The sequence below is a fragment of the Ruegeria sp. CI1 genome, assembly GCF_056536925.1.
The window spans coordinates 89,391-113,942 of sequence record NZ_JBQFQP010000010.1 but is presented as its reverse complement, the minus strand read 5'-3'; the positions used below and the strand labels follow the sequence as shown (position 1 = coordinate 113,942).

The 24,552-nt window shown below is 57.4% G+C and carries 22 protein-coding genes; 10 read left to right on the top strand and 12 right to left on the bottom strand.

Going from position 1 to position 24,552, the window contains the following annotated elements; all coding sequences use genetic code 11:
• Nucleotides 1-10 precede the first annotated feature (10 nt).
• The 4 genes from ACR0LZ_RS13390 to ACR0LZ_RS13375 all read left to right on the top strand — a co-directional run bounded on the left by ACR0LZ_RS13390 (nucleotide 11) and on the right by ACR0LZ_RS13375 (nucleotide 5,498).
• Nucleotides 11-1,060, top strand: coding sequence for an alcohol dehydrogenase catalytic domain-containing protein (locus tag ACR0LZ_RS13390; RefSeq protein WP_480750312.1), 1,050 nt, complete (start codon nucleotides 11-13; stop codon nucleotides 1,058-1,060).
• Between the two features lie 11 nt (nucleotides 1,061-1,071).
• Entirely contained in the window at nucleotides 1,072-1,965 is an 894-nt protein-coding gene (locus tag ACR0LZ_RS13385; protein WP_480750311.1) for a homocysteine S-methyltransferase family protein, read from the top strand.
• A gap of 10 nt (nucleotides 1,966-1,975) precedes the next feature.
• Nucleotides 1,976-2,959: a GlxA family transcriptional regulator gene (locus tag ACR0LZ_RS13380; RefSeq protein ID WP_480750310.1), complete on the top strand. Its 984-nt coding sequence runs from the start codon at nucleotides 1,976-1,978 to the stop codon at nucleotides 2,957-2,959.
• Between the two features lie 88 nt (nucleotides 2,960-3,047).
• A complete protein-coding gene (locus ACR0LZ_RS13375) occupies nucleotides 3,048-5,498 on the top strand; it encodes a GcvT family protein (RefSeq protein ID WP_480750309.1) in 2,451 nt (816 codons plus the stop codon).
• Nucleotides 5,499-5,565: 67 nt separating this feature from the next.
• Here ACR0LZ_RS13375 and ACR0LZ_RS13370 read toward each other — a convergent pair whose 3' ends face one another.
• The 4 genes from ACR0LZ_RS13370 to ACR0LZ_RS13355 all read right to left on the bottom strand — a co-directional run bounded on the left by ACR0LZ_RS13370 (nucleotide 5,566) and on the right by ACR0LZ_RS13355 (nucleotide 8,678).
• The gene (locus ACR0LZ_RS13370) at nucleotides 5,566-5,883 is read right to left on the bottom strand and encodes a DUF3775 domain-containing protein (protein ID WP_480750308.1); all 318 of its coding nucleotides are present in this window, start codon (nucleotides 5,881-5,883) and stop codon (nucleotides 5,566-5,568) included.
• Between the two features lie 134 nt (nucleotides 5,884-6,017).
• Nucleotides 6,018-6,590, bottom strand: a complete 573-nt coding sequence (locus tag ACR0LZ_RS13365) for a DUF3833 family protein (protein ID WP_480750307.1) — start codon at nucleotides 6,588-6,590, stop codon at nucleotides 6,018-6,020.
• 34 nt (nucleotides 6,591-6,624) lie between these two features.
• Entirely contained in the window at nucleotides 6,625-7,383 is a 759-nt protein-coding gene (locus ACR0LZ_RS13360; protein ID WP_480750306.1) for a DUF1365 domain-containing protein, read from the bottom strand.
• Entirely contained in the window at nucleotides 7,380-8,678 is a 1,299-nt protein-coding gene (locus tag ACR0LZ_RS13355; RefSeq protein WP_480750305.1) for an NAD(P)/FAD-dependent oxidoreductase, read from the bottom strand. Before ACR0LZ_RS13355 ends, ACR0LZ_RS13360 begins: the two co-directional genes overlap by 4 nt.
• A 109-nt stretch (nucleotides 8,679-8,787) precedes the next feature.
• Here ACR0LZ_RS13355 and ACR0LZ_RS13350 point away from each other — a divergent pair, with 109 nt between their 5' ends.
• Together ACR0LZ_RS13350 and ACR0LZ_RS13345 are read left to right on the top strand one after the other, a co-directional pair.
• Complete coding sequence (locus ACR0LZ_RS13350) at nucleotides 8,788-9,447, top strand: sigma-70 family RNA polymerase sigma factor (protein WP_480750304.1); 660 nt, start codon at nucleotides 8,788-8,790, stop codon at nucleotides 9,445-9,447.
• A 1-nt stretch (nucleotide 9,448) separates the two neighbouring features.
• Nucleotides 9,449-10,102, top strand: coding sequence for a ChrR family anti-sigma-E factor (locus ACR0LZ_RS13345; protein ID WP_480750303.1), 654 nt, complete (start codon nucleotides 9,449-9,451; stop codon nucleotides 10,100-10,102).
• Between the two features lie 11 nt (nucleotides 10,103-10,113).
• Here ACR0LZ_RS13345 and ACR0LZ_RS13340 read toward each other — a convergent pair whose 3' ends face one another.
• The 6 genes from ACR0LZ_RS13340 to ACR0LZ_RS13315 form a co-directional block, all read right to left on the bottom strand.
• On the bottom strand, nucleotides 10,114-11,343 hold the full coding sequence (locus ACR0LZ_RS13340; RefSeq protein ID WP_480750302.1) for a DNA recombination protein RmuC: 1,230 nt from the start codon (nucleotides 11,341-11,343) through the stop codon (nucleotides 10,114-10,116).
• Nucleotides 11,344-11,401: 58 nt separating this feature from the next.
• A complete protein-coding gene (gene mutL / locus ACR0LZ_RS13335) occupies nucleotides 11,402-13,270 on the bottom strand; it encodes a DNA mismatch repair endonuclease MutL (protein ID WP_480750301.1) in 1,869 nt (622 codons plus the stop codon).
• A gap of 281 nt (nucleotides 13,271-13,551) precedes the next feature.
• Complete coding sequence (locus ACR0LZ_RS13330) at nucleotides 13,552-14,481, bottom strand: metal ABC transporter permease (protein ID WP_480750300.1); 930 nt, start codon at nucleotides 14,479-14,481, stop codon at nucleotides 13,552-13,554.
• On the bottom strand, nucleotides 14,478-15,683 hold the full coding sequence (locus ACR0LZ_RS13325) for a metal ABC transporter permease (protein ID WP_480750299.1): 1,206 nt from the start codon (nucleotides 15,681-15,683) through the stop codon (nucleotides 14,478-14,480). Before ACR0LZ_RS13325 ends, ACR0LZ_RS13330 begins: the two co-directional genes overlap by 4 nt.
• 1 nt (nucleotide 15,684) lies before the next feature.
• Nucleotides 15,685-16,491 (bottom strand): metal ABC transporter ATP-binding protein, encoded by an 807-nt coding sequence (locus ACR0LZ_RS13320; protein WP_480750298.1) that lies wholly within the window; start codon nucleotides 16,489-16,491, stop codon nucleotides 15,685-15,687.
• A 3-nt stretch (nucleotides 16,492-16,494) separates the two neighbouring features.
• Complete coding sequence (locus ACR0LZ_RS13315) at nucleotides 16,495-17,448, bottom strand: metal ABC transporter solute-binding protein, Zn/Mn family (protein ID WP_480750297.1); 954 nt, start codon at nucleotides 17,446-17,448, stop codon at nucleotides 16,495-16,497.
• 201 nt (nucleotides 17,449-17,649) lie between these two features.
• Here ACR0LZ_RS13315 and deoC point away from each other — a divergent pair, with 201 nt between their 5' ends.
• From deoC to ACR0LZ_RS13295, 4 genes are read left to right on the top strand one after another with little or no spacing between them, the layout of a single operon-like run.
• The gene (deoC, locus tag ACR0LZ_RS13310) at nucleotides 17,650-18,648 is read left to right on the top strand and encodes a deoxyribose-phosphate aldolase (RefSeq protein WP_480750296.1); all 999 of its coding nucleotides are present in this window, start codon (nucleotides 17,650-17,652) and stop codon (nucleotides 18,646-18,648) included.
• A 10-nt stretch (nucleotides 18,649-18,658) separates the two neighbouring features.
• A complete protein-coding gene (locus tag ACR0LZ_RS13305; protein WP_480750295.1) occupies nucleotides 18,659-20,992 on the top strand; it encodes an aldehyde dehydrogenase family protein in 2,334 nt (777 codons plus the stop codon).
• Nucleotides 20,993-21,015: 23 nt separating this feature from the next.
• Entirely contained in the window at nucleotides 21,016-21,165 is a 150-nt protein-coding gene (locus ACR0LZ_RS13300; protein ID WP_480750294.1) for a hypothetical protein, read from the top strand.
• Nucleotides 21,155-21,790: an SDR family oxidoreductase gene (locus ACR0LZ_RS13295; protein WP_480750293.1), complete on the top strand. Its 636-nt coding sequence runs from the start codon at nucleotides 21,155-21,157 to the stop codon at nucleotides 21,788-21,790. Before ACR0LZ_RS13300 ends, ACR0LZ_RS13295 begins: the two co-directional genes overlap by 11 nt.
• Nucleotides 21,791-21,838: 48 nt before the next feature.
• On the opposite strand, the gene ACR0LZ_RS13290 is transcribed toward ACR0LZ_RS13295, so the two are convergent.
• Together ACR0LZ_RS13290 and ACR0LZ_RS13285 are read right to left on the bottom strand one after the other, a co-directional pair.
• Nucleotides 21,839-23,149 carry a M16 family metallopeptidase gene (locus tag ACR0LZ_RS13290; protein ID WP_480750292.1) on the bottom strand — a complete coding sequence of 437 codons (1,311 nt, stop codon included), beginning with the start codon at nucleotides 23,147-23,149 and terminating at the stop codon, nucleotides 21,839-21,841.
• Complete coding sequence (locus ACR0LZ_RS13285; RefSeq protein WP_480750291.1) at nucleotides 23,146-24,486, bottom strand: M16 family metallopeptidase; 1,341 nt, start codon at nucleotides 24,484-24,486, stop codon at nucleotides 23,146-23,148. The genes ACR0LZ_RS13290 and ACR0LZ_RS13285 overlap by 4 nt, the downstream gene beginning before the upstream one ends.
• Nucleotides 24,487-24,552: the final 66 nt, after the last annotated feature.

The following is a 24,552-nucleotide window of genomic DNA, read 5'->3' as shown; positions in this document are numbered from 1 at the left end:
GGAGAGAATGATGACCCGGCGCATGCAAGGTATATATCTCACCCGGCACGGTGGGCCAGAGGCGTTGGAATGGCGCGATGATATATCTGTCCCGACCCCCGGGCCGGGACAGGTTCTTGTACGCGTCGCCGCAGCGGCGGTGAACAATACCGATATCAACACGAGGGTGGGTTGGTATTCTTCGAATGTAACCGGGGCCACCAACGAAGTGAACCAAGAAGTCGAGGAAGGTGGATGGGGAGGAGCGTTGAACTTTCCTCGCATTCAGGGCGGTGATCTATGCGGCATCGTCGAGGAAGTCGGTCCTGGTGCAGAGCGATTTCGCGCTGGGCAACGCGTTACATGCCCGGTCAACCTTCCGCGCCCCCGTCCCGGTGCGCCTTGGGGTTATATCGCGCTGGGTTCTGAAATAGACGGAGCATTTGCTGAATATTGCCTCGTCGAGTCTGATGACCTGTATGACGTCTCGGGCTCTCCGCTGACGGATGTCGAGATTGCGGCGATCCCATGTGCGTTCGGCACGGCGGAGAACTTGCTGACCCGCGCTGGCGTCACGGCGGGACATAAGGTCTTGGTCACCGGCGCATCAGGTGGTGTCGGCCTCGCCGCCGTGCAACTTGCTGCTCTTCGGGGTGCCACAGTATGTGGCGTGACCAGTCCGGCCAAGGCCCGCATTGTCAGGGACCAGGGCGCTGCAGAGACTCTCGACCGCGATAGCGCTTTGCCGAATGACACGTTCGAAGTGGTGATCGACGTTGTTGGTGGCCCTGCCTGGCCCGGACTAATTCTGTCCCTAAAACCGGGTGGGCACTATGCTGTATCGGGTGCGATCGCTGGGCCGATTGTCGAAGCGGATTTGCGCGACATCTATCTGCGCGACATCACCATTCATGGCTGCACGCATCAGGCGCCTGAAGTCTTTGGACGTCTCGTTTCGCTCATGAATGAGGGTCGGATTAGGCCGGTTGTTTCAAAAACCTATCCTCTGCGTGACATCCTCCAGGCGCAGGAGGAATTTCAATCCAAATCCCTTCCCGGAAAAATTGTTCTCATTCCATAAAGAGGTCAATCATGGCTGAAATAACGCTTCTGGACGGATCCATTGGTCAAGAACTGGTCAAGCGCAGCGGTAACCGGGCAACTCCGCTTTGGTCCACGCGTGTGATGATCGATCATCCGAACCTGGTAGGTGATGTACATGCTGATTATTTCAGGCGCGGTGCGACTGTGGCGACAACCAACACATACGCAGTCCACCGTTCGCGTCTTGTCCGCGTCGGATTGGAGGATCAGATGCCGGCACTGATCAACACAGCTTTGACGCAGGCAGAACGTGCGCGCGATGTCACGGGCAGTCGTATAGCTGGTTCGCTGGGACCATTGCTGGCCTCATATCGCCCTGATCTGAACCCTGATCCTGCCGAGGCAGCAGAGAAGTTCAGAGAACTGGTGGTGCTTATGTCGAAACGTGTCGATCTTTTTCTGATCGAAACCGTATCTTCGGTTCAAGAGGCCGATGGTGCGCTACGCGGAACACATGAATGCGGAAAACCGGTCTGGCTGGCGCTCACAGTCATGGATGATGATGGCACCCGCCTGCGCTCAGGCGAACCACTGGGCAATATTGCCCCGCTGGTCGCGCGGTTCGACCCTGAAGCCGTCCTGATCAACTGTTCGCCTCCCGAGGCTATCGCGGCAGCGCTAGATATCCTCAAGACGATGGGAAAGCCATACGGGGCCTACGCCAACGGGTTTACCCGCATCTCTGAAGGATTCCTGAAAGATGAACCAACAGTGGATGCACTGGAACAGCGCCAGGACCTAGACCCGGCGGCCTATGCCGAACTCGCAATGGGCTGGATCGTGCAAGGCGCCACGATTGTCGGTGGTTGCTGTGAGGTCGGCCCGGATCATATCGAAGCACTAGCTCACCGCCTCCGCGCTGCGGGCCACAAGATTGCGTGAGGGCAGGCTTGTGACAGCCAGACCGGCAAGACGAAAAGACAATACGGTCCCCAAAAAATGGAAGATCGACATCGTCGTTGCGGAAGGCTTTGTATTGATCGAAGTGGCGGGGATTGTCGACGTCATAAGAATTGCTAATCGCGTTTGCCCGCAACCTCCATTTCAATGGGCCTATAGATCACTGGATGGCGGTGTCGTGCGCAGTCGATCCGATGCGTTTGTCGAGACGACGCCGATCCCAACCCAGCCAGATGCCGACTATGTTTTCGTCATCGGAAACTCCGATCCGGACAATCCCGCGCTTTCTCTGACACGGGTGATTTCGGGTTACACATATCGTGGAGCGCAGGTCTTTCTTCTGGCGGAGGCCGCAAGCCGGTATATCAAGGACAAAGGGGCGCAGGATCACGCGACCCACTGGGAGAACGCATCGTTTTTGAGCGAACGTGGCAGCGGGTTTGTCGCCAAGTATTCCATCGCCACCGAACATGGGCCCGTTGTCACCTGCGCTGGTATGGGGTCGACCGTGGATATCGCCTTGGCCTTGATTGGCCGCCATGTTTCGGGAGCGGCCAAAATGACGGTCGCGAACGTGATGCTGCACGAACATATTCGCGACTTCGGCTCGATGCAGCCATATTCTGGTGTCCGGACGAGCGAAACAGGTGACAGTAAACTGGATCAGGCTCTGGAGATCATGCAAGCCAATATCGAAGAACCGGTACCGATCAACGAAATTGTTGCTGCGCTGGACCTGTCGAACCGATCTCTTGAACGCAAGTTCAGAACCTATTTGGGGGCGACACCGAACGGGTACTACAGGGAATTGCGTCTTGCCAAGGCCAACAATCTGCTGCTGAACACGACGATGAGCATCCATGAAATCGGGCTGGCTTGTGGGTTCCCCAACGGTTTTTCGGCGGTCTACAAAAGCGTTTTTGGCATTACGCCCTTTGCCATGCGCAGCAAACGGCGCGCTGGCGGAGCAGGGTGATTTTCCCGATCGTTCTGACGTTTTTGGTGGATTTCTTGCCGTCTTTACATGGCAAGATGCGGTTAAATCAGAATCGGAGTCTTTGAAAATGGCTGACCTTCCCAACAAGGCCCGCGTGGTCATCATCGGTGGTGGTGTGATCGGATGTTCGGTGGCCTATCACCTGACCAAGATAGGCTGGAAGGACGTCGTACTGCTGGAACGCAAGCAGTTGACGTCCGGAACAACTTGGCATGCGGCCGGCCTGATTGCACAGCTGCGCCCGTCGTCGAACATGACCAAGTTGGCCAAATATACGCAGGAACTTTATGGCAGGATCAGCGAAGAAACCGGGGTGGAAACCGGGTTCCGGCGCACAGGATCGATTAACGTGGCCCTGACCAAAGAGCGCCGCGAAGAACTGTTCCGCACGGCGGCTATGGCACGGGCATTCGGCGTTGAAGTGCATGAACTGACCACGGCAGAGGTCAAGGCGAAATACGAATACCTCAACACCGATGACGTGACCGGGGGTGTTTTTCTTCCGTTGGACGGGCAAGGCGATCCGGCCAATATCGCGTTGGCGATGGCCAAGGGCGCACGTCAGAATGGGGCGTTGATCAAGGAGCGCGTCAAGGTAACCGGTATCAAACGGCACAACCGCCGCGTGACCGGAGTGGACTGGGCATCGGATGATGGTACGGAGCAGGGTCACATCGAATGTGATCACATTGTCAACTGTGCTGGTATGTGGGGTCGTGAAGTTGGCAAAATGGCTGGTGTGAACGTTCCGCTGCATGCCTGTGAACATTTCTATATCGTGACCGAAGCGATTCCGGGTCTTAAACAGATGCCTGTGCTGAGGGTGGCGGATGAATGCGCCTATTACAAGGAAGACGCAGGCAAGATCCTTTTGGGCGCGTTTGAACCAAAGTCCAAACCCTGGGGTATGGATGGCATTCCCGACAGCTTTGAGTTCGACCAGCTTCCCGAAGACTTTGACCATTTCGAGCCGATCCTGGAAGCGGCCTGCAACCGGATGCCGATGCTGGCCGAGGCAGGCATCCATACTTTCTTCAACGGTCCGGAGTCCTTTACCCCCGATGATGCTTACCACTTGGGCCTTGCGCCCGAGATGGACAATGTCTGGGTCGCCGCCGGTTTCAACTCTATTGGTATCCAGTCGGCGGGCGGCGCGGGCATGGCATTGGCGCAGTGGATGGAAGATGGTGAAAAACCGTTTGATCTGGGCGATGTGGATATCGGGCGAATGCACCCGTTCCAGGGCAACAAGCACTATCTCTTCGAGCGCTCCAAGGAAACGTTGGGACTGCTTTATGCCGATCACTTCCCCTATCGTCAGATGGCGACGGCTCGAGGGGTGCGGCGCACGCCGTTTCATCATCACCTCAAGGAACAGGGTGCCGTTTTCGGCGAAATCGGCGGATGGGAGCGCGCCAACTGGTTCGCGAAAGAAGGGCAGGAACGCGAATATCGGTATAGCTGGAAGCGGCAGAACTGGTTTGAGAACTCGGCGGCTGAACATCGTGCGGTGCGCGAGAACGTGGGCATGTATGACATGACCTCGTTCGGAAAACTGCGGGTCGAGGGGCCGGACGCCGAGGCGTTTCTGAACAATATCTGCGGCGCGAACTTGAGCGTACCGGTCGGCAAGATCGTCTATACCCAATTCCTCAACACTCGTGGTGGGATCGAGGCGGATGTGACGATCACTCGCCTGTCAGAAACAGCCTTTCTGGTTGTGACCCCGGCTGTAACCCGGTTGGCCGATGAAACGCGTATGCGCCGCCTAGTGGGGGATCACCGCTTGGTCATCACCGATGTCACCAGCACCGAAGGCGTGCTGGCGGTCATGGGGCCGAATTCGCGCGAGTTGCTGAAAAAAGTTTCGCCCAACGACTTTTCCAACGCGGTCAATCCGTTCGGAACCGCGCAACAGATCGAGATCGGTATGGGGATCGCCCGCGCGCACCGGGTTTCTTATGTGGGCGAACTGGGGTGGGAGCTTTATATTCCGACGGAATTTTCGGGTCACGTGTTCGAAACCTTGTGGGAGGCGGGTGAAGATTTGGGCCTGAAACTGTGCGGCATGCACATGATGGACAGCTGCCGCATCGAAAAGGCGTTCCGCCATTTCGGCCACGACATTACCTGCGAAGACAACGTGATCGATGCGGGGCTGGGGTTTGCGGTCGATCTGTCGAAACCTGATTTCATAGGCAAGGCAGCAGTGGCCGAGCGCAAGGAGAGCGGACCGAATTTCCGTATGGTGCAATTTAAACTGACCGATCCCGAGCCTCTTCTGTTCCACAACGAACCTATCGTGCGGGATGGCGAATATATTGGCTATCTGAGTTCGGGTAACTATGGTCACGCACTGGGTGCGGCCATCGGTATGGGCTATGTGCCCTGCCGCGGTGAAAAGGCGGCGGATATTCTCGCCTCGACATACGAGATCGACGTGTGCGGGACCAAGGTCAAGGCCGAGGCTTCGCTCAAGCCGATGTATGATCCTAAATCCGAGCGTGTGAAAGCCTGATCAAACAGAAATTCGAACAACAAAGCCGGGGTTTATGCCCCGGCTATTGCGTGTTCCTAGGTAGTGGTTACATCAGGTCATTTTCCACATCCTCTGCGGAAATACCCAACGCATCCAACCCATTTTCAAGGTGGTCCGACAGATGTGGGGTGCCGATCAGGTAGTCGGCGCATGGTGTAGAAGCTTCAGCCCTGGCAGTCGCGACAGCCTCTGCCAGATCTTCAGCAAAAAAACTCTCGCGACCGATCCACATGATCGCGACCAGCTCGGCCTGTTCATCCTCGCTCATCCGGTCGATAAATGCGCGCAATTCGCCTTCAGCGCGCCCCAATTCCCGCCCCATCAGGGCTACTTGCGCCACTTTTCTGGGCGAAATCTCCAGCATTTTCCGTACTCCTCTGTCCGCTTGGTTGTGTCCATCACAATCAAACCAAGGGCATCCCGTCTTTGATCTTAAGCAAACAGGGGGGCACGGCTCCACTGTGCGTCTGTTATGGCGGACACCTCAGATTAGGCCGTTTAACCTTGTGTCGCCTCATTCACCGGACGCATGACCGCAATCATTTCGGCCACTTTAAAGCCGAATTTACGGAATTGCGACCGGTTCATGAGTGCGCCGCTCGGAGTCAAATACATCCAGTCCACAACATCCAGCACATGCCCGCCAGCGTTATCGGTTAGGCGTATGCGGTATTTCAAATGCGCTGCCGAACCTTTTTGCACGCCGCGACCTGTGCCAAGCAAATCATCGGCAGAGGCTATGATTTCTCCATTTTTGCCGAGGGTCAGGTTCCACACACGTGTAAGCGCATTTCCGGTGTCAAAAAGAAATCGTTCTTCCAGCCGGCCATTGTCGCCCTGCCATTCTGCATGAAAGTCACCGGTGAACCGTGAAACCACACGTCCCATAGGGCCATAAATCATGCCCTCGCAAGCTATAGGACCATTCAGGATCCTTCGAATGTCAATTTGTTTGAAATCCTGATCATAGTCGTCGGGCCGCTGAGCGGTAAAACTCCAACGTCGCCGCACCATGAGACCTGCCAAAACTACGGAAACCACGCCAAGCAAGAACATCAATAGTGAGGCCATATTTCAACTATCCCATCTCGCGCCCTTGGGCGCACTATTCGCGACTTACATCGGGGCTGAGCGGTGCTGGTTGCGTCCGGAATCCTGCGCCTTTGAACCAGAGTTTCAATGCCTGCCAGTGGATCAGCGCTAGAACCCGCCGCGCCCCGAACGGTCGCCGAACGAAAGCCCACAGTACGGCTCGGTTGGTCAGGATTCGCCGGTGTCCGGTCAGCGTCGCGACTAGCCCTCCCTTTTCGCGGCCATAGTCGATCCGGACACCGACGCGATCCTTTTGCAGTTCGAATTGAAATGTGTATTCGCCCTCACGTGGCTGAAAGGGTGAGACGTGCAGCATCTTTCTTGCGCTCAGTCGATCCGAAGGCCCGATCTCAGACAGGTCGGGCTTGTGACAAATATAGCTATGACGCGTTCCAAAGGTATTGGTGACTTCGGCGACGACCGCAAACAGCTTGCTGTTCGCATCGAAGCAGAACCAGAAGCTGACCGGATTAAAACCATGCCCCAGTACACGAGGCTGCGTGAGCAGCGCGAGATGTGAAGGCTGCGTGATTTGGAACTCTGAGAAAAGCCTCCGCAGCCATTTTGCCCCATGGCCTTTGCCGGGGGAGCCACCATGATCAATATCCCGGACGCTCATCAGGTTGAAGGCATCGCGCGAAAACAGAAGAGGCGCTGAACTATCCGTCTCTGGGTCGAACATCACGAAATCAAGCGAATAGCGAAAGGAGTTTTCGACCCTTCCCTTGCGGCCATGAAATGTGTGCGCCGCGATATGTTCTATCGCGCTCATTCGGCCGCTACCCGAAAAGTGTTGGAACGGTTGATTGCCTCGACCACGTCAACTGCGCTGGCAAGACCATCCTCATGAAAACCGTTTCGCATCCAGGCACCGCAAAACCAAGTTGCGTTGGCGCCGTTGAACCTGCCAATGTCCTGTTGAGCGTGCAAGGCGGCGAGATCAAATATCGGGTGCCGGAACACCGCTTCATCATAGATCAATTCGTCACGGATCCGGTGCCGCGAGTTCAAAGTAACGAACATCGGGTCATCCCAAGGGATCGGTTGCAGTGAATTCATCCAATAAGTGATGTCGACCCGGTTGGATTGGGGCATGGCGTCCTCGGTGTGTACCCAACTCGCCCAACACTTGCGCCTTTTCGGCATGACCCCCGGGTCGGCGTGAAGGACAACGTCGTTGCTTTGATATTTGATGGCACCGAGTGCAGAACGCTCCTGAGGTGAAGCATCTTCAAGCAGCAAGAGGGTGTCGTCAGAATGGGTTGCGAACACGACATCATCAAACTGCTCCCATTCATCGGCCACTGCCTTTACCTGCGGACCGCATGAGGTTCGGCGCACAGCGTTGATTGACGCGCCCGTTCGAACCTTTACTCCCTTACGGCGCATCGCTGCCTCAAGCCGACGCACATATTCGACCGATCCTCCCTTTACCGTGTACCACCTATGATCACGCCAGTTGTCGAGCAGCAGGTGGTTATCGAAAAACCGGATCAGGGCATGGGCGGGAAAGTCCAGCATTTTTTCCTTGGGCGACGACCAGATCGCCCCTGAAAACGGTTCGAGATAGTAGGATCTGAACCATTCTCCGGTTTTCAAATGGTTGAGCAGGTCGCGCACGGTGATCGAATGATTTTTAGAAAACTGCAGGGCTCGTGCGTTGAACCGGAACAGATCCCGCACCATTCGCAAAAAATTTGGCTGTACCAGATTGCGCCGCTGAGCAAACAGGGCGTCCGCACCGTGCAGCGCGTACTCGATGGCGCCTCCCTTGGCTGAAACACCAAAACTCATACGACTTTCAGCTATGGGAACGTCCAGCCTTTCGAACAATGAGACGAGATGCGGATACGTAACCTTGTTGAACACGATAAAGCCGGTATCGACCGGTTGATCGCCATGTTTTCCTGCAATTTTCGTGCGCGCGTGTCCACCTAAGCGCCTCTCGGATTCGAAGAGAGTCACTCTGTGGCTGTCAGCCAACAGGTTTGCGGCGCCCATGCCGGAAATGCCTCCGCCGATGACGGCAATCTTGCGGGCTACCGCATCTCTTTGTTCGAATGGCATCCAGGCCTCCGTTTGTTCTCTACTCACACTACGCAGCTCGGGCAGGATTGGATGAAAAAAAACTTTTCCGGCCTTTGATCCAATTTAAGTTTCTTAGCGTATCAAAGGTATGTTTGACGAAACCGGCTTACTTCTGGAAGATAGAGCAACCGACGCGTTGCCGGACGCTGCGCGGCGTCCGAGAAGAATTGAGCTGACAAGAAGGAAGCCGGTGAACAAAACGCAGCAAGTGTGCGACACACAAGGCGATTGGGTCGCCCATGTCCGTCGGATCAGAGAAGCCCGGGATGAAAGGGCGTTTGCCGAACTGTTTGCGTATTTTGCTCCACGGGTGAAAGCGTTCCTGATCCGATCCGGATCGGATCAAACCGTGGCCGAAGAGTGTGCGCAGGAAGTGATGGCGACGCTGTGGCACAAGGCACACCTGTTTGATCCGTCGCGTGCGTCGGTGGCGACATGGGTTTTCACAATCGCAAGAAACAAGCGTATCGATTTCTTGCGCAAACAACGACGACCCGAGCCCGAAGAACTGACTTGGGGGCCGGAAGCGGAACCGAATCAGGATGAGGTTGTAGCGTTGCAGCAGGAAACTGCACAATTGCGCAATGCCATGCGCACCTTGCCCGGCGCTCAGCGTGAACTGGTTGAAAAGGCCTATTTTGGCGACCTGAGCCACCGCGAAATTGCCCTTCAGACAGGTCTGCCGCTGGGAACAATCAAATCGCGAATTAGGTTGGCGTTGGAACGCCTGCGGCACGCCATGCAATGAGATGACGATGGAAACGATAAAACACCACCTGACGGAAGATTTACTCATGGCCTATTCGGCCGGGGTGTTGCCCGAGGCGTTCAGCCTGATGGCGGCGACACACTTGTCATTGTGTGACCATTGCCGCGCACAAGCCGAAAGCTTTGATGCGGTAGGCGGGACCGTGCTTGAAAATCAAGACGATACAGCGCCCATGTCCAGTGCCTCTCTGGAGGCGACGATGGCACTGATCAAAAATGGAGTCCCCGAGCTTTCGAAAGCCCCCTTGAAATGCGGCGTTCTTCCCTCGCCTTTGCAGGACTATGTGGGAGGCGGCATAGATGCCGTGCGGTGGAAACCTGTTGGAATGGGTGTGAAACAGGCGATTTTGCCGACCTCAAGCGAAGCGTCAGCGCGTTTGTTGTTCATCCCCGCTGGGGCCGCAGTTCCGGATCATGGACACAGAGGCACCGAGCTGACGATGGTGTTGCAGGGTGCGTTTTCAGACGAAGTCGACCGGTTTGCACGCGGTGATGTGGAAATCGCGGATCAGGGCCTTGAACATATGCCGGTGGCCGATATCAGCGACGACTGCATCTGTTTGGCCGTAACCGACGCCCCGCTCCGGTTCACCAGCCTGATCCCTCGACTGATCCAACCCTTCCTGCGGATATGAGGTCGCGCGCGTTACAACTCTGATTTGCTCAAGGGTACGACTGTTCCCTTATTTTCCAGAGCCAGTTCTTCAAAATCGAAATTGTCCAGACGCTGCGCCCGTCGTCCGGCTTTTTCCGCGCTGATCTTTATCTCGGCTACATCCTTGGCGGCCTGACCAAAATGTCGGTCCAGATTGGAAACACGGTCGCCCAGCCGCTCGACATCCTTGTGCAGCATGCCCAGTTCCTTGCGAATTGCACCGGCTTGTTCACGCATCCGGGCATCTTTCAGGATCGCCCGCATCGTGTTCAGCGTTGCCATGCAAGTGGTCGGAGAAACGATCCAGACGCGTTTGGAAAAGCTGTCCTGTACCAGTTCAGGAAACTTGGCGTGCAGTTCGGCATAAACCGCCTCGGATGGCAGGAACATCAACGCGCCATCCGCGGTTTCGCCGTCCAGAATGTATTTCTCGGCAATATCGGCAATATGCTTGCGCACAGTGCTGCGGAACATCTGAATCGCTGATTTCAGTTCGATGTCATTGGTGGCTCCGATGAGAGCTTCATAAGCTTCCAGTGGGAACTTGCTGTCGATCACGATAGGGCCGGGTGGGTTCGGCAGACGGATCATACAGTCGGCACGCCGGCCATTCGAAAGCGTGGCCTGCAGCACATAGCTGTCCGAAGGCAGAGCTTTTGATACGATATCGTTGAGTTGAATCTCTCCGAACGCGCCGCGCGTCTGTTTGTTCGAAAGAATGTCCTGCAGGGTCAGCACATCGCCCGAAAGCCGGGTGATGTTGTCCTGCGCCTTGTCGATCACGGCGAGGCGTTCCTGAAGCTGAGTCAGCGAGGTCGCGGTTTGCTTGGAGGACCCGTGCAGTGTTTCCTTCATCCGTTCCTGCATCTCGGCCAGCGCGCGGGCCGATTTCATTGCGTTATCCGCGAGTCTGTCGTTCATGTGCTGCTGCACCGAGGACAGGCGCGCTTCGACCGATTGGATGACCTGAACCTGCGCATTGGCTTGCGTGTCCGAGACATGTTGCAGTCCACCCCGCAGTTGTTCCTGTCCCAGGCTCAGTTGCTGCACATTCTGACCGAGATGGGCCAGTTGCTGCGCCAATGGTTCAGCCATTCGCGCTGAGCGGCTTGAAGCACGTAGCGACAGGAGAAGGAGTAACAGGATTAGAGAAGTAATCCCACCAACGGCAAGGACGACAGGATCGTTCAGTGAATAGCTGGTGCCTGCAATATCGATCATTTGGCCCTGGTTGTTCTTGTTTTGTTTCTACTTGTTCTATTGTTGGTTGTGGCATGCGTCAACTGCGTCCGAAGAGCCGCTCGATGTCGCTGAGTTTCAACTCGACGTATGTGGGTCGTCCGTGATTGCATTGGCCTGAATAGGGCGTCGCCTCCATCTCACGCAACAGAGCGTTCATCTCCTCGGCTCGCATTCTACGGCCAGAACGTACAGAGCCGTGACAGGCGACGCGGGACAGAATCGCCTCGATTCGGGCCTGAACGGTTTGGGATTCGCCCTGATCGGAAAGCTCATCGAGGATATCGAGGACCATGGCGCGGGCATCCACCTTGCCCAGAATGGCGGGTGTTTCACGCACAGCGACGGCGGAGCCGCCAAAAGGTTCAATGACCAGGCCAAGGCGGGCCAAGTCGTTGGTGATCTCCATCAAGCGAGCGCTGTCGCTAGTTGAAAGTTCCACAATTTCGGGAATCAAAAGGACCTGTGCGGCGACACCGTTTTCCGCCATCTGGCGCTTGAGTTTTTCGTAAACCAGCCGTTCATGTGCTGCATGCTGGTCTACAATAACGATCCCGTCGGCGGTTTGGGCGATTATATAGTTCTCATGGACCTGCCCGCGGGCAGCCCCGAGTGGCAGTTGTTCCTGAGCGGTCTCTGGCTCATCCGTCCGATGCGCAGCTTCGTTTGGTGCGCGTTCGACAACCTGGCCACTATACGTGTTTGCAAATTCAGCGAATCCCGGCGCCTGCGCACAATATGCGGCCTGCCGCGCAGCAGGAGACGGGCGGTCCATTTGATATACACGCGCCGGAGTGGAGTAAGTTTGTTCAGGCTTCATTGCCCCGAGAGTTGCTCCGGCGACCGTGGTCGAAGCCCGATGCCCCGCCTCTGCCAAAGCGTGGCGCAGCGCGGAAACAATCAAGCCGCGCGCGATGCCGGGGTCGCGAAAGCGAACCTCAGATTTCGCAGGGTGGACGTTCACATCGACCAGTGTGGGGTCGCAATCAATGAACAGAGCTGCGGCGGGATGGCGGTCGCGGCTGAGGAAATCGAAATAGGCTGCCCTTAGCGCACCGGTAAGCACCTTGTCCCGCACGGGGCGACCGTTGACAAACAGATATTGTGCCACGGCCGCACCGCGCGAATAGGTCGGCAGGGCGGCATAACCATAAAGGCGGATCTCGTAGCGAGAAGCATTTATCCGGAGTGCGTTTTCAGCAAACTCACGTCCCATCACATTCGCCAGGCGCGCATGCAGGGCATCGAACAGATCGCCGTTGTCGCCGTCAGCCCGAAAGACTAGCCGCCCTTCGCCACCTCCTGATACGTCTCGGAGAGCAAAGGTAATCGCAGGCTCGGCCATGGCAAGGCGCTTAACAATGTCCAGGATCGCCTGCGCTTCTGCCCGGTCGGTGCGCATGAACTTCAAACGGGCGGGGGTGGCGAAAAACAGATCGCGCAATTCCACTACCGTACCCGAGCGCAGGGCCGCCGGTTTCACCGCTTCCATCTTGCCGCCCGACACGCGGATCGAAGCCGCTTCTTCACCCGGCACCCGGCTGGTGATTGTCAGACGTCCGACCGCGCCAAGGGAGGGCAGGGCCTCGCCCCGAAATCCGAATGTATGGATGTTGAGCAGGTCCGAGCCATCAATCTTAGAGGTCGCATGTCGCGCCAGCGCAAGCGGCAGGTCCGTCGAGGCGATACCGCAGCCGTCATCGGTCACGCGAATCAACGTTTTGCCGCCGTCCGCAATGTCTATGGCAACTCGACCGGCGCCAGCGTCGATCGCATTTTCGATCAACTCCTTGACGGCCGATGCCGGACGCTCGACAACTTCCCCCGCAGCAATACGGTTGATCGCTGCTTCATCCAGTTGCCGAATGACGGGACGAATTTCGCTGATATTGGGGTTCGATTGTGCCATACCCCTAAACCTAGCATGAGATTGTTCGATTCTGCCACTGGATTCGAAGTTAAAGAACACATACGCCCGACCGCAACGGATCGCTTTCGCCAAACGGATTGGCAACAAGGATCACAGGCTGGGCCGGGCGCTTCTGTGAGTGGTGGGGTGTGATGTATCCCTTCCAATGCGGGCACGTGACCACAGTTTTGACACAATTGCAGCAATACCTATTCCGATATTGGAATCTGGGCAAAGATCAGCCGATTTCTCTGGCGTCAACTTGGCGGGATTATGCCAAACTACGTCTGACTTGGGGCGCCGGTGCGGGTTCGGCAGGGGCCGAAAATGGCGGCGAACGCTAGAATCAGTCCCGATACCGTGGCGATCATGCCTGCGGCGCTGACGGCATCGGTGCCACCGATCCAAAGAGGGCCGTATCCGGCAAGAACATAACCCGACATTGCGGCCGCAACTGCAAAAACGACGCTCCAGGCCACCTGCTGTTCAAGGCGATTGGTCATCATGCGGGCCGCTGCAGGAGGGCAGATGAACATAGCGATCACAATGATCGAGCCCACTGCGTCAAAAGCCGCGACCGCGGCAATTGCGGCCATGACCACGAGCGCCAGACCCAGCAGATTGGTGCGGACGCCAATCGTGCGCGCAAACCCTTCGTCAAAGGTAGAGATCTTGAGCGGACGCCACAGCAACCATGTGAACAGGCAAACGGCGGTCAGCGTCAGCGCCATGCGCGGCAATTCCGCTGGGAGTGCCGCCAATGCTTGAGGATCAAGCAGAGACGACCAACCGGTTGCATCCAGCCAAATCAGGCTTTCTAGGTTGCCATAAAGCGCGTGCTCGACGTCGAGATGCACTGTTGAAGTGTCGGTTTGTTCCAGCAACAAGACACCGCCCGCGAACATCGTGGTAAAAACGACGCCCATTGCGGCGCCCGGTTCGATTTGTCCGAGGCGGCGGATGGACTCAATTAGGGCAACTGCCAGAATTGCCGCGCCGGCGGCCCCTAGCATCATCGGCCCTGCCGCGATGACCCCGGTCAGCAGAAATGCCACAACGATCCCGGGCAAAACCACGTGGCTGATTGCGTCTCCAATCAGGGCCTGCTTACGCAACACCAGAAAATTGCCGGGCAAAGCGCAGGCGACAGCGGCACAGATGCCGATCAGCAGCGGTGTCAGGGACAGGGGGACAAACTCTTCGCCGCTCATGTCAGCATCTCTTTAGGACCACCGATCCGATGGTCAATTTCCGCAATTTGGTCGTGGGTAAGTACAGTTTCGATATCACGCAGACCGTCGTAAAGCGCCGCCGTCGCCTCGTGCGCCAGATCGGCGCGTACGATTTCCCATCGTTTCTCGTCCCTTAGTGCCTTGGCAGCGCGCGCGCGCCCCTGATCGGTCGGAACCCCGTCGCGGCGCACCAGCCCGGCCCGGCGTAACAGGCGCAAGGTCAACGGTTCATAGATCGTCTGCCCCTGCGCCAGTGCCAAAAGCCCCTGACGCATATGTACTCGACGCTGGAACCGCAGATGCCGCATCACCGCGGCCAATACGCCGCGCCCGGGCGCGAGGAACAGGGACAGGGCGAAAAAGGCAAAGCTGACCAGAACGATGATTGGTCCGGTTGGCAAGTTGGGGGCCGAAGCGGACAATGCCGCTCCCAGAAAACCCGCCAGCCCTCCGGTCATACCGCTGAGGAGGACAACCCTGTCCGAGCGTTCCGACCAGAAACGTGCAGTGACCGGGGGAATGATCAGCAGCGCCACAATCAGGATCAGGCCGACGATTTTCAGGCCAACTACGGTTACGGCCATGACCAGGCCCATCATTGCCAAGTCAATTCGATTCACAGGCAATCCGCGCGCAGCGGCGTATTCGGGATCAAAGGCCACCAGCATCATGGGACGACGGATCAACATCACCAGTGCAAGGGTCGCAGCCCCACCGATGGCGATCACCAATGCATCGGCCCAAAGCATGCCTGCCGTCGATCCCAACAGGAACCCTTCCAGCCCGGCCTGACGACCCACGCCCATGGTCTGGATTACTGTCAGCAGAACGATGCCAAGACCAAAAAATACGGACAGAACCGATCCGATTGCCGCATCTTCGGCCAGACGAGTCCGGCTGGTCAGCAAGTTCATGCATAAAAGCCCGATCCACGCCGACAACGCCGAGCCAGCCAGCAACCCAATCAGATTGCGGCCGTCCCCTCCCAACGCCACCATCGCCATGAAGGCCAGACAAACGCCAGGGAGCGTGGCGTGGCTGATCGCATCGCTGACCAGAGCGCGTTTGCGCAAGAACAGAAATGTGCCGGTCACGCCGGCGGCAACCCCCAGCAAAGTCGCACCGATAGCGACCAGAGAAGCATTGTAGCCAAGCTGCAGGGTCAACGCGTCCCAGAGCATGCTATTTCCCTAAGGCGCTTGATATCTGATCGATCTGCGCCGTAGCCAGACGCCCGCCATAAGCCGCCTGCAGGTTCTCGGCGGTGAAGGCCTCGGCTACGGTGCCTTCGGCCACTTTGCTGGTGTTGATCAACAGAACATGGTCGAAATAGTCGGTCACTGTCGCCAGATCGTGATGCACAACAATAACGGTTTTGCCAGCAACCTTAAGCGACTTTAAAACCGCGATAATTGCTTTTTCCGTCGCGGCATCCACGCCTGCGAAAGGTTCATCCAGCAGGTACAGATCGGCATCCTGTGCCAGTGCGCGGGCCAGAAACACACGCTGTTGCTGGCCGCCAGACAACTGCCCGATTTGACGATCCGCAAAGTCGCGCATGCCGACCCGGTTCAAACAATCCATCGCATGTGAAAGATGGCGGTCTCGAACCCGACCCAACAAGCCAAGCTCACGATAAAGCCCCATCAGTACGACGTCGATCACGCGGGTCGGAAAATCCCAGTCCACACTGGCGCGCTGAGGGACATAGGCAATGCGGGCGCGTTGGGCTTCCAAAGGTTTGCCAAAGATGGTGATTTGTCCCGAAAGCGGCTTGATGATCCCTAAAGCGGCCTTGAGCAAAGTCGATTTCCCAGCGCCGTTCGGGCCAATGATTGCTGTCATCGCCCCCTGCTGCACAGTCATGTCCAGCGAGAAAACCGCGGGTTTTTGCCCATAGGATACCGTCATGCCCCGGATTGCCAAGGGGCTGCCGCTCACATCGATGGCTGGAACCGTGGAGCCGTGGCTGGTGGCGAGTTCAAGCATCACTCAAAACCCAGCCGACAATTTGCCGTCCATGCCGCGCGCTGGAACGTCCACTCCCAGTGCTCCGGCAATGACGGTGATGTTGTGGTCGAGCATCCCAAGATAGGTGCCCTCATAGGTGCCGTCGTCGCCCATAGCGTCCGAGAACAACTCGCCCCCGACGGTGACCTTGTGCCCCTTGGCTGCAGCCCCCTCGATCAGGGCGCGCATGGACCTGTCGGAAACCGAGCTTTCGACGAATACGGCCGATATCTTGCGTTCGACAAGCGTATCCACCAATTCGCCTATGCGATTCAGGCCAGCCTCTGACTGGGTCGAGATGCCCTGAATGCCCATTACCTCAAAGCCGAAGCTTTGACCGAAATATCCGAATGCATCATGGGCGGTGACCAAGACCTTGTTGTTCTCGGGCACAGCTTCCAATGTCTGATGTGCATAAGTAGTCAGGCGGTCAATGTCGATAAGATGTTTTGCAGCGTTCGCGGCAAAGAAATCGGCGGATTCCGGACGTGTTTCCGTCAGGGCGACCTGAACCTGTACGACTACGTCTCGCCACAGTTCGGGCGTCATCCACACATGCGGGTCGTATTTGTCGGCATAGTCGTCATGGGCACGCAGCTTGGCCTTGTCGACCCCCTCAGCCACGGCCACCACGTTGCGCTTGCGGTCGAGATCGTGAAAAAACTCTTCCATCTGCGCTTCCAGATAAAGGCCGTGCCACAGAACCAGGTCGGCGCGGGTCATCGCGACGATATCGCTGCGAGTCTGGCGATAGGCATGCGGATCAACACCGGGGCCCATTAGGCCCTTGACCTCAACTTGTTCGCCGCCAACCTGACGAGCCGCATCCGCGATCATGCCAGTTGTGGCAACGACCTTGAGCGGTGTCTCGGCCCAAGCTGCCACAGGCAGAGCTGCGGCCAATCCCATTGCCAACAAAAAGCTGCGGCGAATCATGACGACTCCTGTTTTCGCGCTGTAACCAAACTGAATATGCGAACCATTCGCAAGTAAGTCAACGCAATTGAGAATTAATCGCATAAAAGATTAGTAATTTGTCCGTATGGTCAAAAAATCCCTCAAACTTGCATCTGAGTATCTTCCAATCCTGTTCAGCTCATGCGAATTTGGCAAATGACCCTCCCAAAGGAAGCGACGATGGAAACGCAGAGCCCGTCCAGCCCCGTGCGCACCGCGCATCTGCCACAGGTGACAGAGCCCCGAAATCCCGGCATGAACCTTGATCTGGATTGGATACGTGCGGTGCAGGCCAATACCTCAGCCATCGAACGTCGTGCCGCGACCCTGCCGGGCCGACGTTCAGTGAAGAAGGATTATCAGGCAGCCTGGCTGCTGAAAGCGATCACCATGATTGACCTGACGGCGCTTTCAGGGGACGACACGGTGGGCCGGGTGCGGCGTCTGTGCTCCAAGGCGCGGCAGCCGGTCTCGGCATCGTTGCTGGATGCACTGGGTATGCCAATGATCACCACGGGCGCGGTTTGTGTCTACCATGACATGATCGAAACGGCAGTGGATGCGCTAAAGGGCACCGGAATTCCAGTTGCTGCTGTTTCGACAGGCTTCCCGGCCGGCCTATCGCCGTTCCATCTGCGTGTGGCCGAGATCGAGGAAAGCGTGAAGGTGGGGGCAGACGAGATCGACATCGTGATTTCGCGCCGTCATGTGCTTTCGGGTGACTGGCAGGCGCTTTACGATGAGATGAAAGCATTTCGCGTTGCCTGCGGAAATGCTCATGTCAAAGCGATCCTTGCGACTGGCGAACTTGGTAGCCTACGCAATGTCGCACGCGCCTCGCTTGTGTGCATGATGGCTGGGGCGGATTTCATCAAGACCTCGACCGGCAAAGAAAGCGTCAACGCCACTCTGCCTGTCTCGCTGGTCATGATCCGCGCTATTCGCGACTTCTATGATCGCACCGGATCCCGTGTCGGTTACAAACCTGCCGGAGGCATTTCGAGAGCCAAAGATGCGCTGGTTTACCTTTCACTGATCAAGGACGAGCTGGGCGACCGCTGGCTGGAGCCGGATCTGTTCCGCTTTGGTGCCTCGTCACTGCTTGGCGATATCGAGCGGCAGTTGGAACATCACGTCACCGGCAGATATTCCGCTGGCCACCGTCACTCTATGGGCTGAGGAAAGAACAATGACAGTCAAAGAGATTTTCGAGACCATGGACTACGGACCCGCTCCCGAAAGCGCTGCCGAAGCGCTGGCCTGGCTGGTGGATCAAGGCGACCGGTTCGGTCATTTCATCGACGGCGTTTTTACGAAACCCGGCCAGGGTTTCGAAAGCCGGAACCCCGCGACCGGCGAAGTCCTTGCGATGCTGACACAAGCTACGCAAGCCGATGTGGATGCCGCTGTTGCCGCCGCGCGCAAGGCGCAACCGAAATGGGAACAGCTCGGCGGAGCCGGCCGTGCCCGGTATCTATATGCCCTTGCGCGGCTGCTGCAGAAACACTCGCGCCTGTTTGCGGTGCTGGAGAGCCTGGACAACGGCAAGCCGATCCGCGAGAGCCGGGATATCGACATCCCTCTGGTGCAGCGACATTTCTACTATCACGCCGGAATGGCGCAGCTGATGGAAAGCGAGTTGCCCGAGGCCGAGGCGTTGGGGGTGTGCGGCCAGATCATTCCGTGGAACTTTCCATTGCTGATGCTCGCATGGAAAGTCGCCCCGGCGTTGGCGATGGGTAACACCGTAGTTCTGAAGCCAGCCGAATTCACTTCGCTGACCGCGCTGTTGTTTGCCGATATCTGCACACAAGCCGGGCTGCCCAAGGGCGTGATCAATATAGTTACCGGTGATGGCGCGGTGGGCGAAATGATCGTGGCCTCGGACGTGGACAAGATCGCCTTTACCGGCTCGACCGCCGTGGGCCGGCGCATTCGCGAGGCAACCGCTGGCTCGGGCAAGGAGCTGACCTTGGAGCTGGGCGGCAAGTCCGCCTACATCGTCTTTGATGACGCTGATATTGATTCCGCGATCGAAGGTCTGGTCGATGCGATCTGGTTCAATCAGGGTCAGGTCTGCTGCGCCGGTTCACGCCTGCTGGTGCAGGAGGGCATCGCCGATCGTTTCCACGACAAACTGCGCGCACGAATGGACAAGCTCCGCGTCGGTAATCCGCTGGACAAATGTATCGACGTGGGCGCGGTTGTCGATCCGATCCAGTTGCAGACCGTCAAGAGCATGGTCGAAAGCAATATCGCTGGCCAAGTGTATCATGCGGCTTGTGAGTTGCCAGAAAACGGCTGTTACTACCCTCCGACTCTGATCTCGGGTCTCGAGACGTCGGACCCGTTGATGCAAGAAGAAATCTTTGGGCCGGTTCTGGTGTCATCCACGTTTCGAACACCTGACGAAGCGGTCGAACTGGCCAACAATACCCGCTACGGGCTGGCCGCGACGGTTTGGACCGAGAATGTGAACCTGGCGCTGGATATCGCGCCTAAGCTGGTCGCGGGCGTAGTTTGGGTGAACGCCACCAATCTGTTTGACGCCGCGGCCGGATTCGGCGGTGTGCGCGAAAGCGGTTTTGGTCGCGAAGGCGGCTGGGAGGGGTTGAGCGCCTATACCAAGCCCAAAGGTAAGGTCAGGCGGCTGGAAAAGCTCGAATCCGCAACAGGCGAAGGGGCTCCGGTCGATCCGATCGACCGCACCGCCAAGATGTATGTCGGCGGCAAGCAAGTGCGCCCGGATGGTGGTTATTCGAGGCCTGTTTGGGGCAAGTCCGGGCTATTGGGGCATGTCGGTCTTGCCAACCGAAAGGACGTGCGCAACGCCGTCGAGGCCGCTGCGGGTGCCGCAGGCTGGTCCAAGACCACCGGCCACTTGCGTGCGCAGATCCTGTATTACATTGGTGAGAACCTCTCGGCTCGCGCGGATGAATTTGCGGGCCGCATCGATGCCATGACTGGCAGGAAAGGTGGTGCAACCGAGGTCGCGGCATCAATCCAACGTTTGTTCTCCGCCGCCGCCTGGGCCGACAAATATGACGGTCAGGTGCATGGCGTTCCGATCCGAGGTGTTGCCATCGCAATGAAGGAACCGGTTGGTGTCATCGGTGTTCTCTGTGCGGACGAGGCGCCTTTGTTGGGTCTCGTCTCGGCCATGGCGCCGGCAATTGCCATGGGTAATCGGGTCGTTCTGGCCGCAAGCGAACCCTATCCGCTGGTGGCAACGGATTTTTACCAAGTCCTTGAGACATCAGATGTTCCGGCGGGTGTGGTCAACATCCTGACCGGCAGCCATGCCGAGATTGCCAAGCCACTGGCCTCTCACCTGAACGTAGACGCTGTCTGGAGCTTCTCCTCTTCCGATCTTTCGGCCGAGATAGAAGAGGTCTCGTCAGGCAATCTCAAAAGGACGTGGGTCAATAACGCGACGGCAACCGATTGGAACATCGATCATTCCCGCCGTTTCCTGCAGGCTGCCACCGAGATCAAGAACATTTGGGTGCCCTACGGTGAATAGGGCTCCCAATACGGGAGGCCTGCATGGATTTTTCAGGTAAGTCGGTCGTCGTGATCGGCGGCACCAGTGGTATCAATCGCGGTATTGCCAAAGCATTCGCGGCGTCGGGAGCCAAACTGGCGGTGGCAAGCCGGTCGCGAACCAAGGTTGATTGGTACTGTATTGGCACTTAAGGGCGCTGGTGCGTCGGAGGCCATCGGCGAGGCCTTTGACGTCCGTGACCCCGAAGCCGTCGCCGCCGGCCTCAAACTGTTCCACGACACATTCGGGGACTTCGATGTGCTGATTTCAGGTGCGGCAGGCAACTTTCCAGCGCTGGCGGCTGAGATGTCTGTCAATGCCTTCAAGACCGTCATCGACATTGACCTGATGGGTACGATCCACGTAATGAAAGCGGCCTATCCCCTCCTAAAACGTCCCGGAGCCAGCATCATAAACATCTCGGCCCCGCAATCCTGGCTGCCTTACGAAGGACAGTCCCATGTTTGTGCCGCCAAGGCGGGCGTGGACCAGATCACCCGGACGTTGGCTTTGGAATGGGGCATCGAAGGTATCCGCGTGAATTCGGTTTGCCGGGGTTCATCGAGGGGACCGAAGGGGCAAAGCGTCTGGCTCCGACGCCCGAGGCGGAAAAGATGTTTCTGGCGGACGTTCCCCTTGGGCGCTGGGGAACACTTCAAGATGTCGCCAATGCCTGCCTGTTTCTGGCATCCGACATGGCCGGTTATATCAGCGGAACAGTCCTGTCGGTGGATGGCGCCCTGTACCAGCGCGGATCAGGGTGACCGGGTCAGATGATCGGTCAGATGCTGAGGGGCTCAAAACGCAAATCTTGATCTGCCATGCTCAATTGGTGGTTTCCAGCCCAACCGGTTTTCCCACGACGGTGAAATGCAAACCTTCGGGGTCCAGCAATTCGCGCGCGACGCGATTGACATCATCGAGTGTTACCGCATTCACCTGATCGTTGCGGGTGGTGATATAGTCGATGGGCAATCCCTCCATCTGCATGCCCACCATGATCCCCGCAATCTGGCCGTTGCCGTCAAATCGCAAGGGATAGGCTCCGGTCAGATAGGTTTTGGCATCGGACAATTCTTTCTGGGTAACGCCCTCAACGGCAGCGCGTTTCCATTCGGCCGAAATCACCTCGATCGCCTCGGCTATCCGGTCATTGGCCGATGCAACCGAACCCATATAAACCGAGGCAAGATCCTTGGGCACCAGATAGGAATAGACGCCATAGGTCAGGCCGCGCTTTTCGCGAACCTCCTGCATCAGCCGGCTTTCGAATCCACCACCACCAAGTATGTGATTCAGCAGATAGGCCGCAAAGAAATCGGGATCGTCCCGGTCCATGCCTTTTTGTGCAAACAAGGCCACTGACTGCGGCGTGTCGAAATCGACGACACTGACGCCGCCAGAGATGCTGACTTCGGCCTTTCCTGGGATAGGTGTTCCGGTTTCGGGCAGACCGGAAATCAGCTTGTCCAGCAGCGCGCCAAGCTCTTCGGGAGTGATATCGCCGACCGCCCCAACGTAAAGACGGTCTTTGGCGAACACGCCTTCATAGGCCGCAACGATATCATCGCGGGTAAGAGAGGACACGCTTTCCAGCGTTCCTTTACCGTCGGCACCATAAGGATGATCGCCATAGGCCATCTTGGCAAAGTTGAGACCGGCAATGTCGTTAGGATCTTTTTCATCTGACCTAAGACCCGACAGAACCTGCGCCCGTACCCGGTCGATGGCCGTCTGACCAAAACGCGGTTCGTGGATTGTGGTGTGCAACAGATCGATGACGTCATCGCGGTTTTCAGTCAGGAACCGCGCCGAGATCGCCACGGAATCATCCGTCGCCTGGTAGGAAAACGAAGCCGCCAGCGATTCAAGCGCCCGCGCATAGGTCTGCGCATCCATGTCGCCGGCGCCTTCCTCCAACAACCCGCTCATCAGATAGACTGCGCCACGCTTTTCGGGGTTGTCCAGCGACGTTCCTCCGCGAAACCGCAACTCCAGCGCGGTAAACGGGATGGAGTGATCTTCGACCAACCAAGCCTTGATACCCTTGGGCGACGTGACTTCTTGTATCTGGATCTCCGCCCAGGCGGGCAGAGCAATGAAGACTGCTATCACGGCTGCAAAGAAAGCTCTCATTGCGTCACCTCCCCGTCTCGCATTAACCAACCTGTCACGGATGTTTCGGACCGCAGCACATCACGCGCAGCGGCGACGATGTCTTCGCCGGTTACGGCTTGAAGGATATCCGGCCACACCTGCACGTCCTCGACCGTCAGGCCGCTGGTCAGCGCGGCGCCGTACCGATTGCCTATGCCATCCACATTGTCGCGCTCATAGACCAAAGCGGCGCGCAGTTGCATCTTGATCCGATCCAAGTCTTCCTGCTTGACTCCTTCGGCAATGAAATCAGCAATTGCGTGATCCATCGCCTCTTCAGCCTCTTGCAACGAAACGCCTTCTGCCGGAACAACAATGAAATCAAAGCTGGTGTCGTCCAGCGAGACATCCTTGTAAAACGCGCTGGCATAAACTGCTTTTTGCGTTTCGAACTGCAGTTTTTCGTTCAGATAGGATGTGGTTCCACCGCCCAGCAACTCTGCCAGCATGAACAGCGCTGCGGCCTTTTCCTGATTTCCGGCATCCCGTTCGGGAGCAAGATAGCTGCGTTGAACATAAGGTTGCGACACACGAGGGTCTTTGTAGATCAACCGGCGTTCAGCGGTTTGCGGCGGCTCTTGCGAACGCATTCTGTCCGGAAGGTCCGGGTTGGCCGGAATTGCACCATAGTACTTTTCGGCCAGGTCTTCGACCTCATCCGGGTTGATGTCGCCCGTCACCACGAGGATCGCGTTATTGGGAGAATAGTAGGTCTGATAGAAGGACAACGCATCCTCCAGATCCAGCTCCTCCATCTCGTGCTTCCAACCAATGATCGGCACGCCGTAGCGGTGGTTGAGATACTGGCTGGCATTCATCTGTTCGCCGAACAGGGCACGGGGGTTGTTCTCGGTGCGCTGGTTGCGCTCTTCCAGGATCACGCCGCGTTCTGTCGCTATATCCTGCTCAGTCAGGCGGATGTTGCGCATCCGATCCGACTCCATCCGCATCATCAACTCCAGCCGATCCGCTGCAACCCGCTGATAATACGCCGTGTAGTCGTATGAGGTGAAGGCATTGTCGGTACCGCCATTGGCCGCCACGGTTGCCGAAAACTCGCCGGCCTTCAAGGTGTCTGTGGCCTTGAACAGCAAATGCTCCAGAAAATGCGCAACCCCTGACGATCCGACCGGTTCGTCTGCCGACCCGGCCCTGTACCAGACAGTGTGCTGAACCACGGGTGCGCGGTGATCTTCAATCACCACCACATCCATGCCGTTGTCCAGCGTAAAGGTCGTGACCGCTTCCCGCCCCGTCTCGGCGGATAGCGGGGTTGCGGAAAGCAGGGCGGCTGACAGCGCCAATGCCCGGACCATGCGACGTCCTCCGTGTCGTTACAGGTGTCAACCTACGATGGCGACGCGCGGGTTCAAGAGAGATGA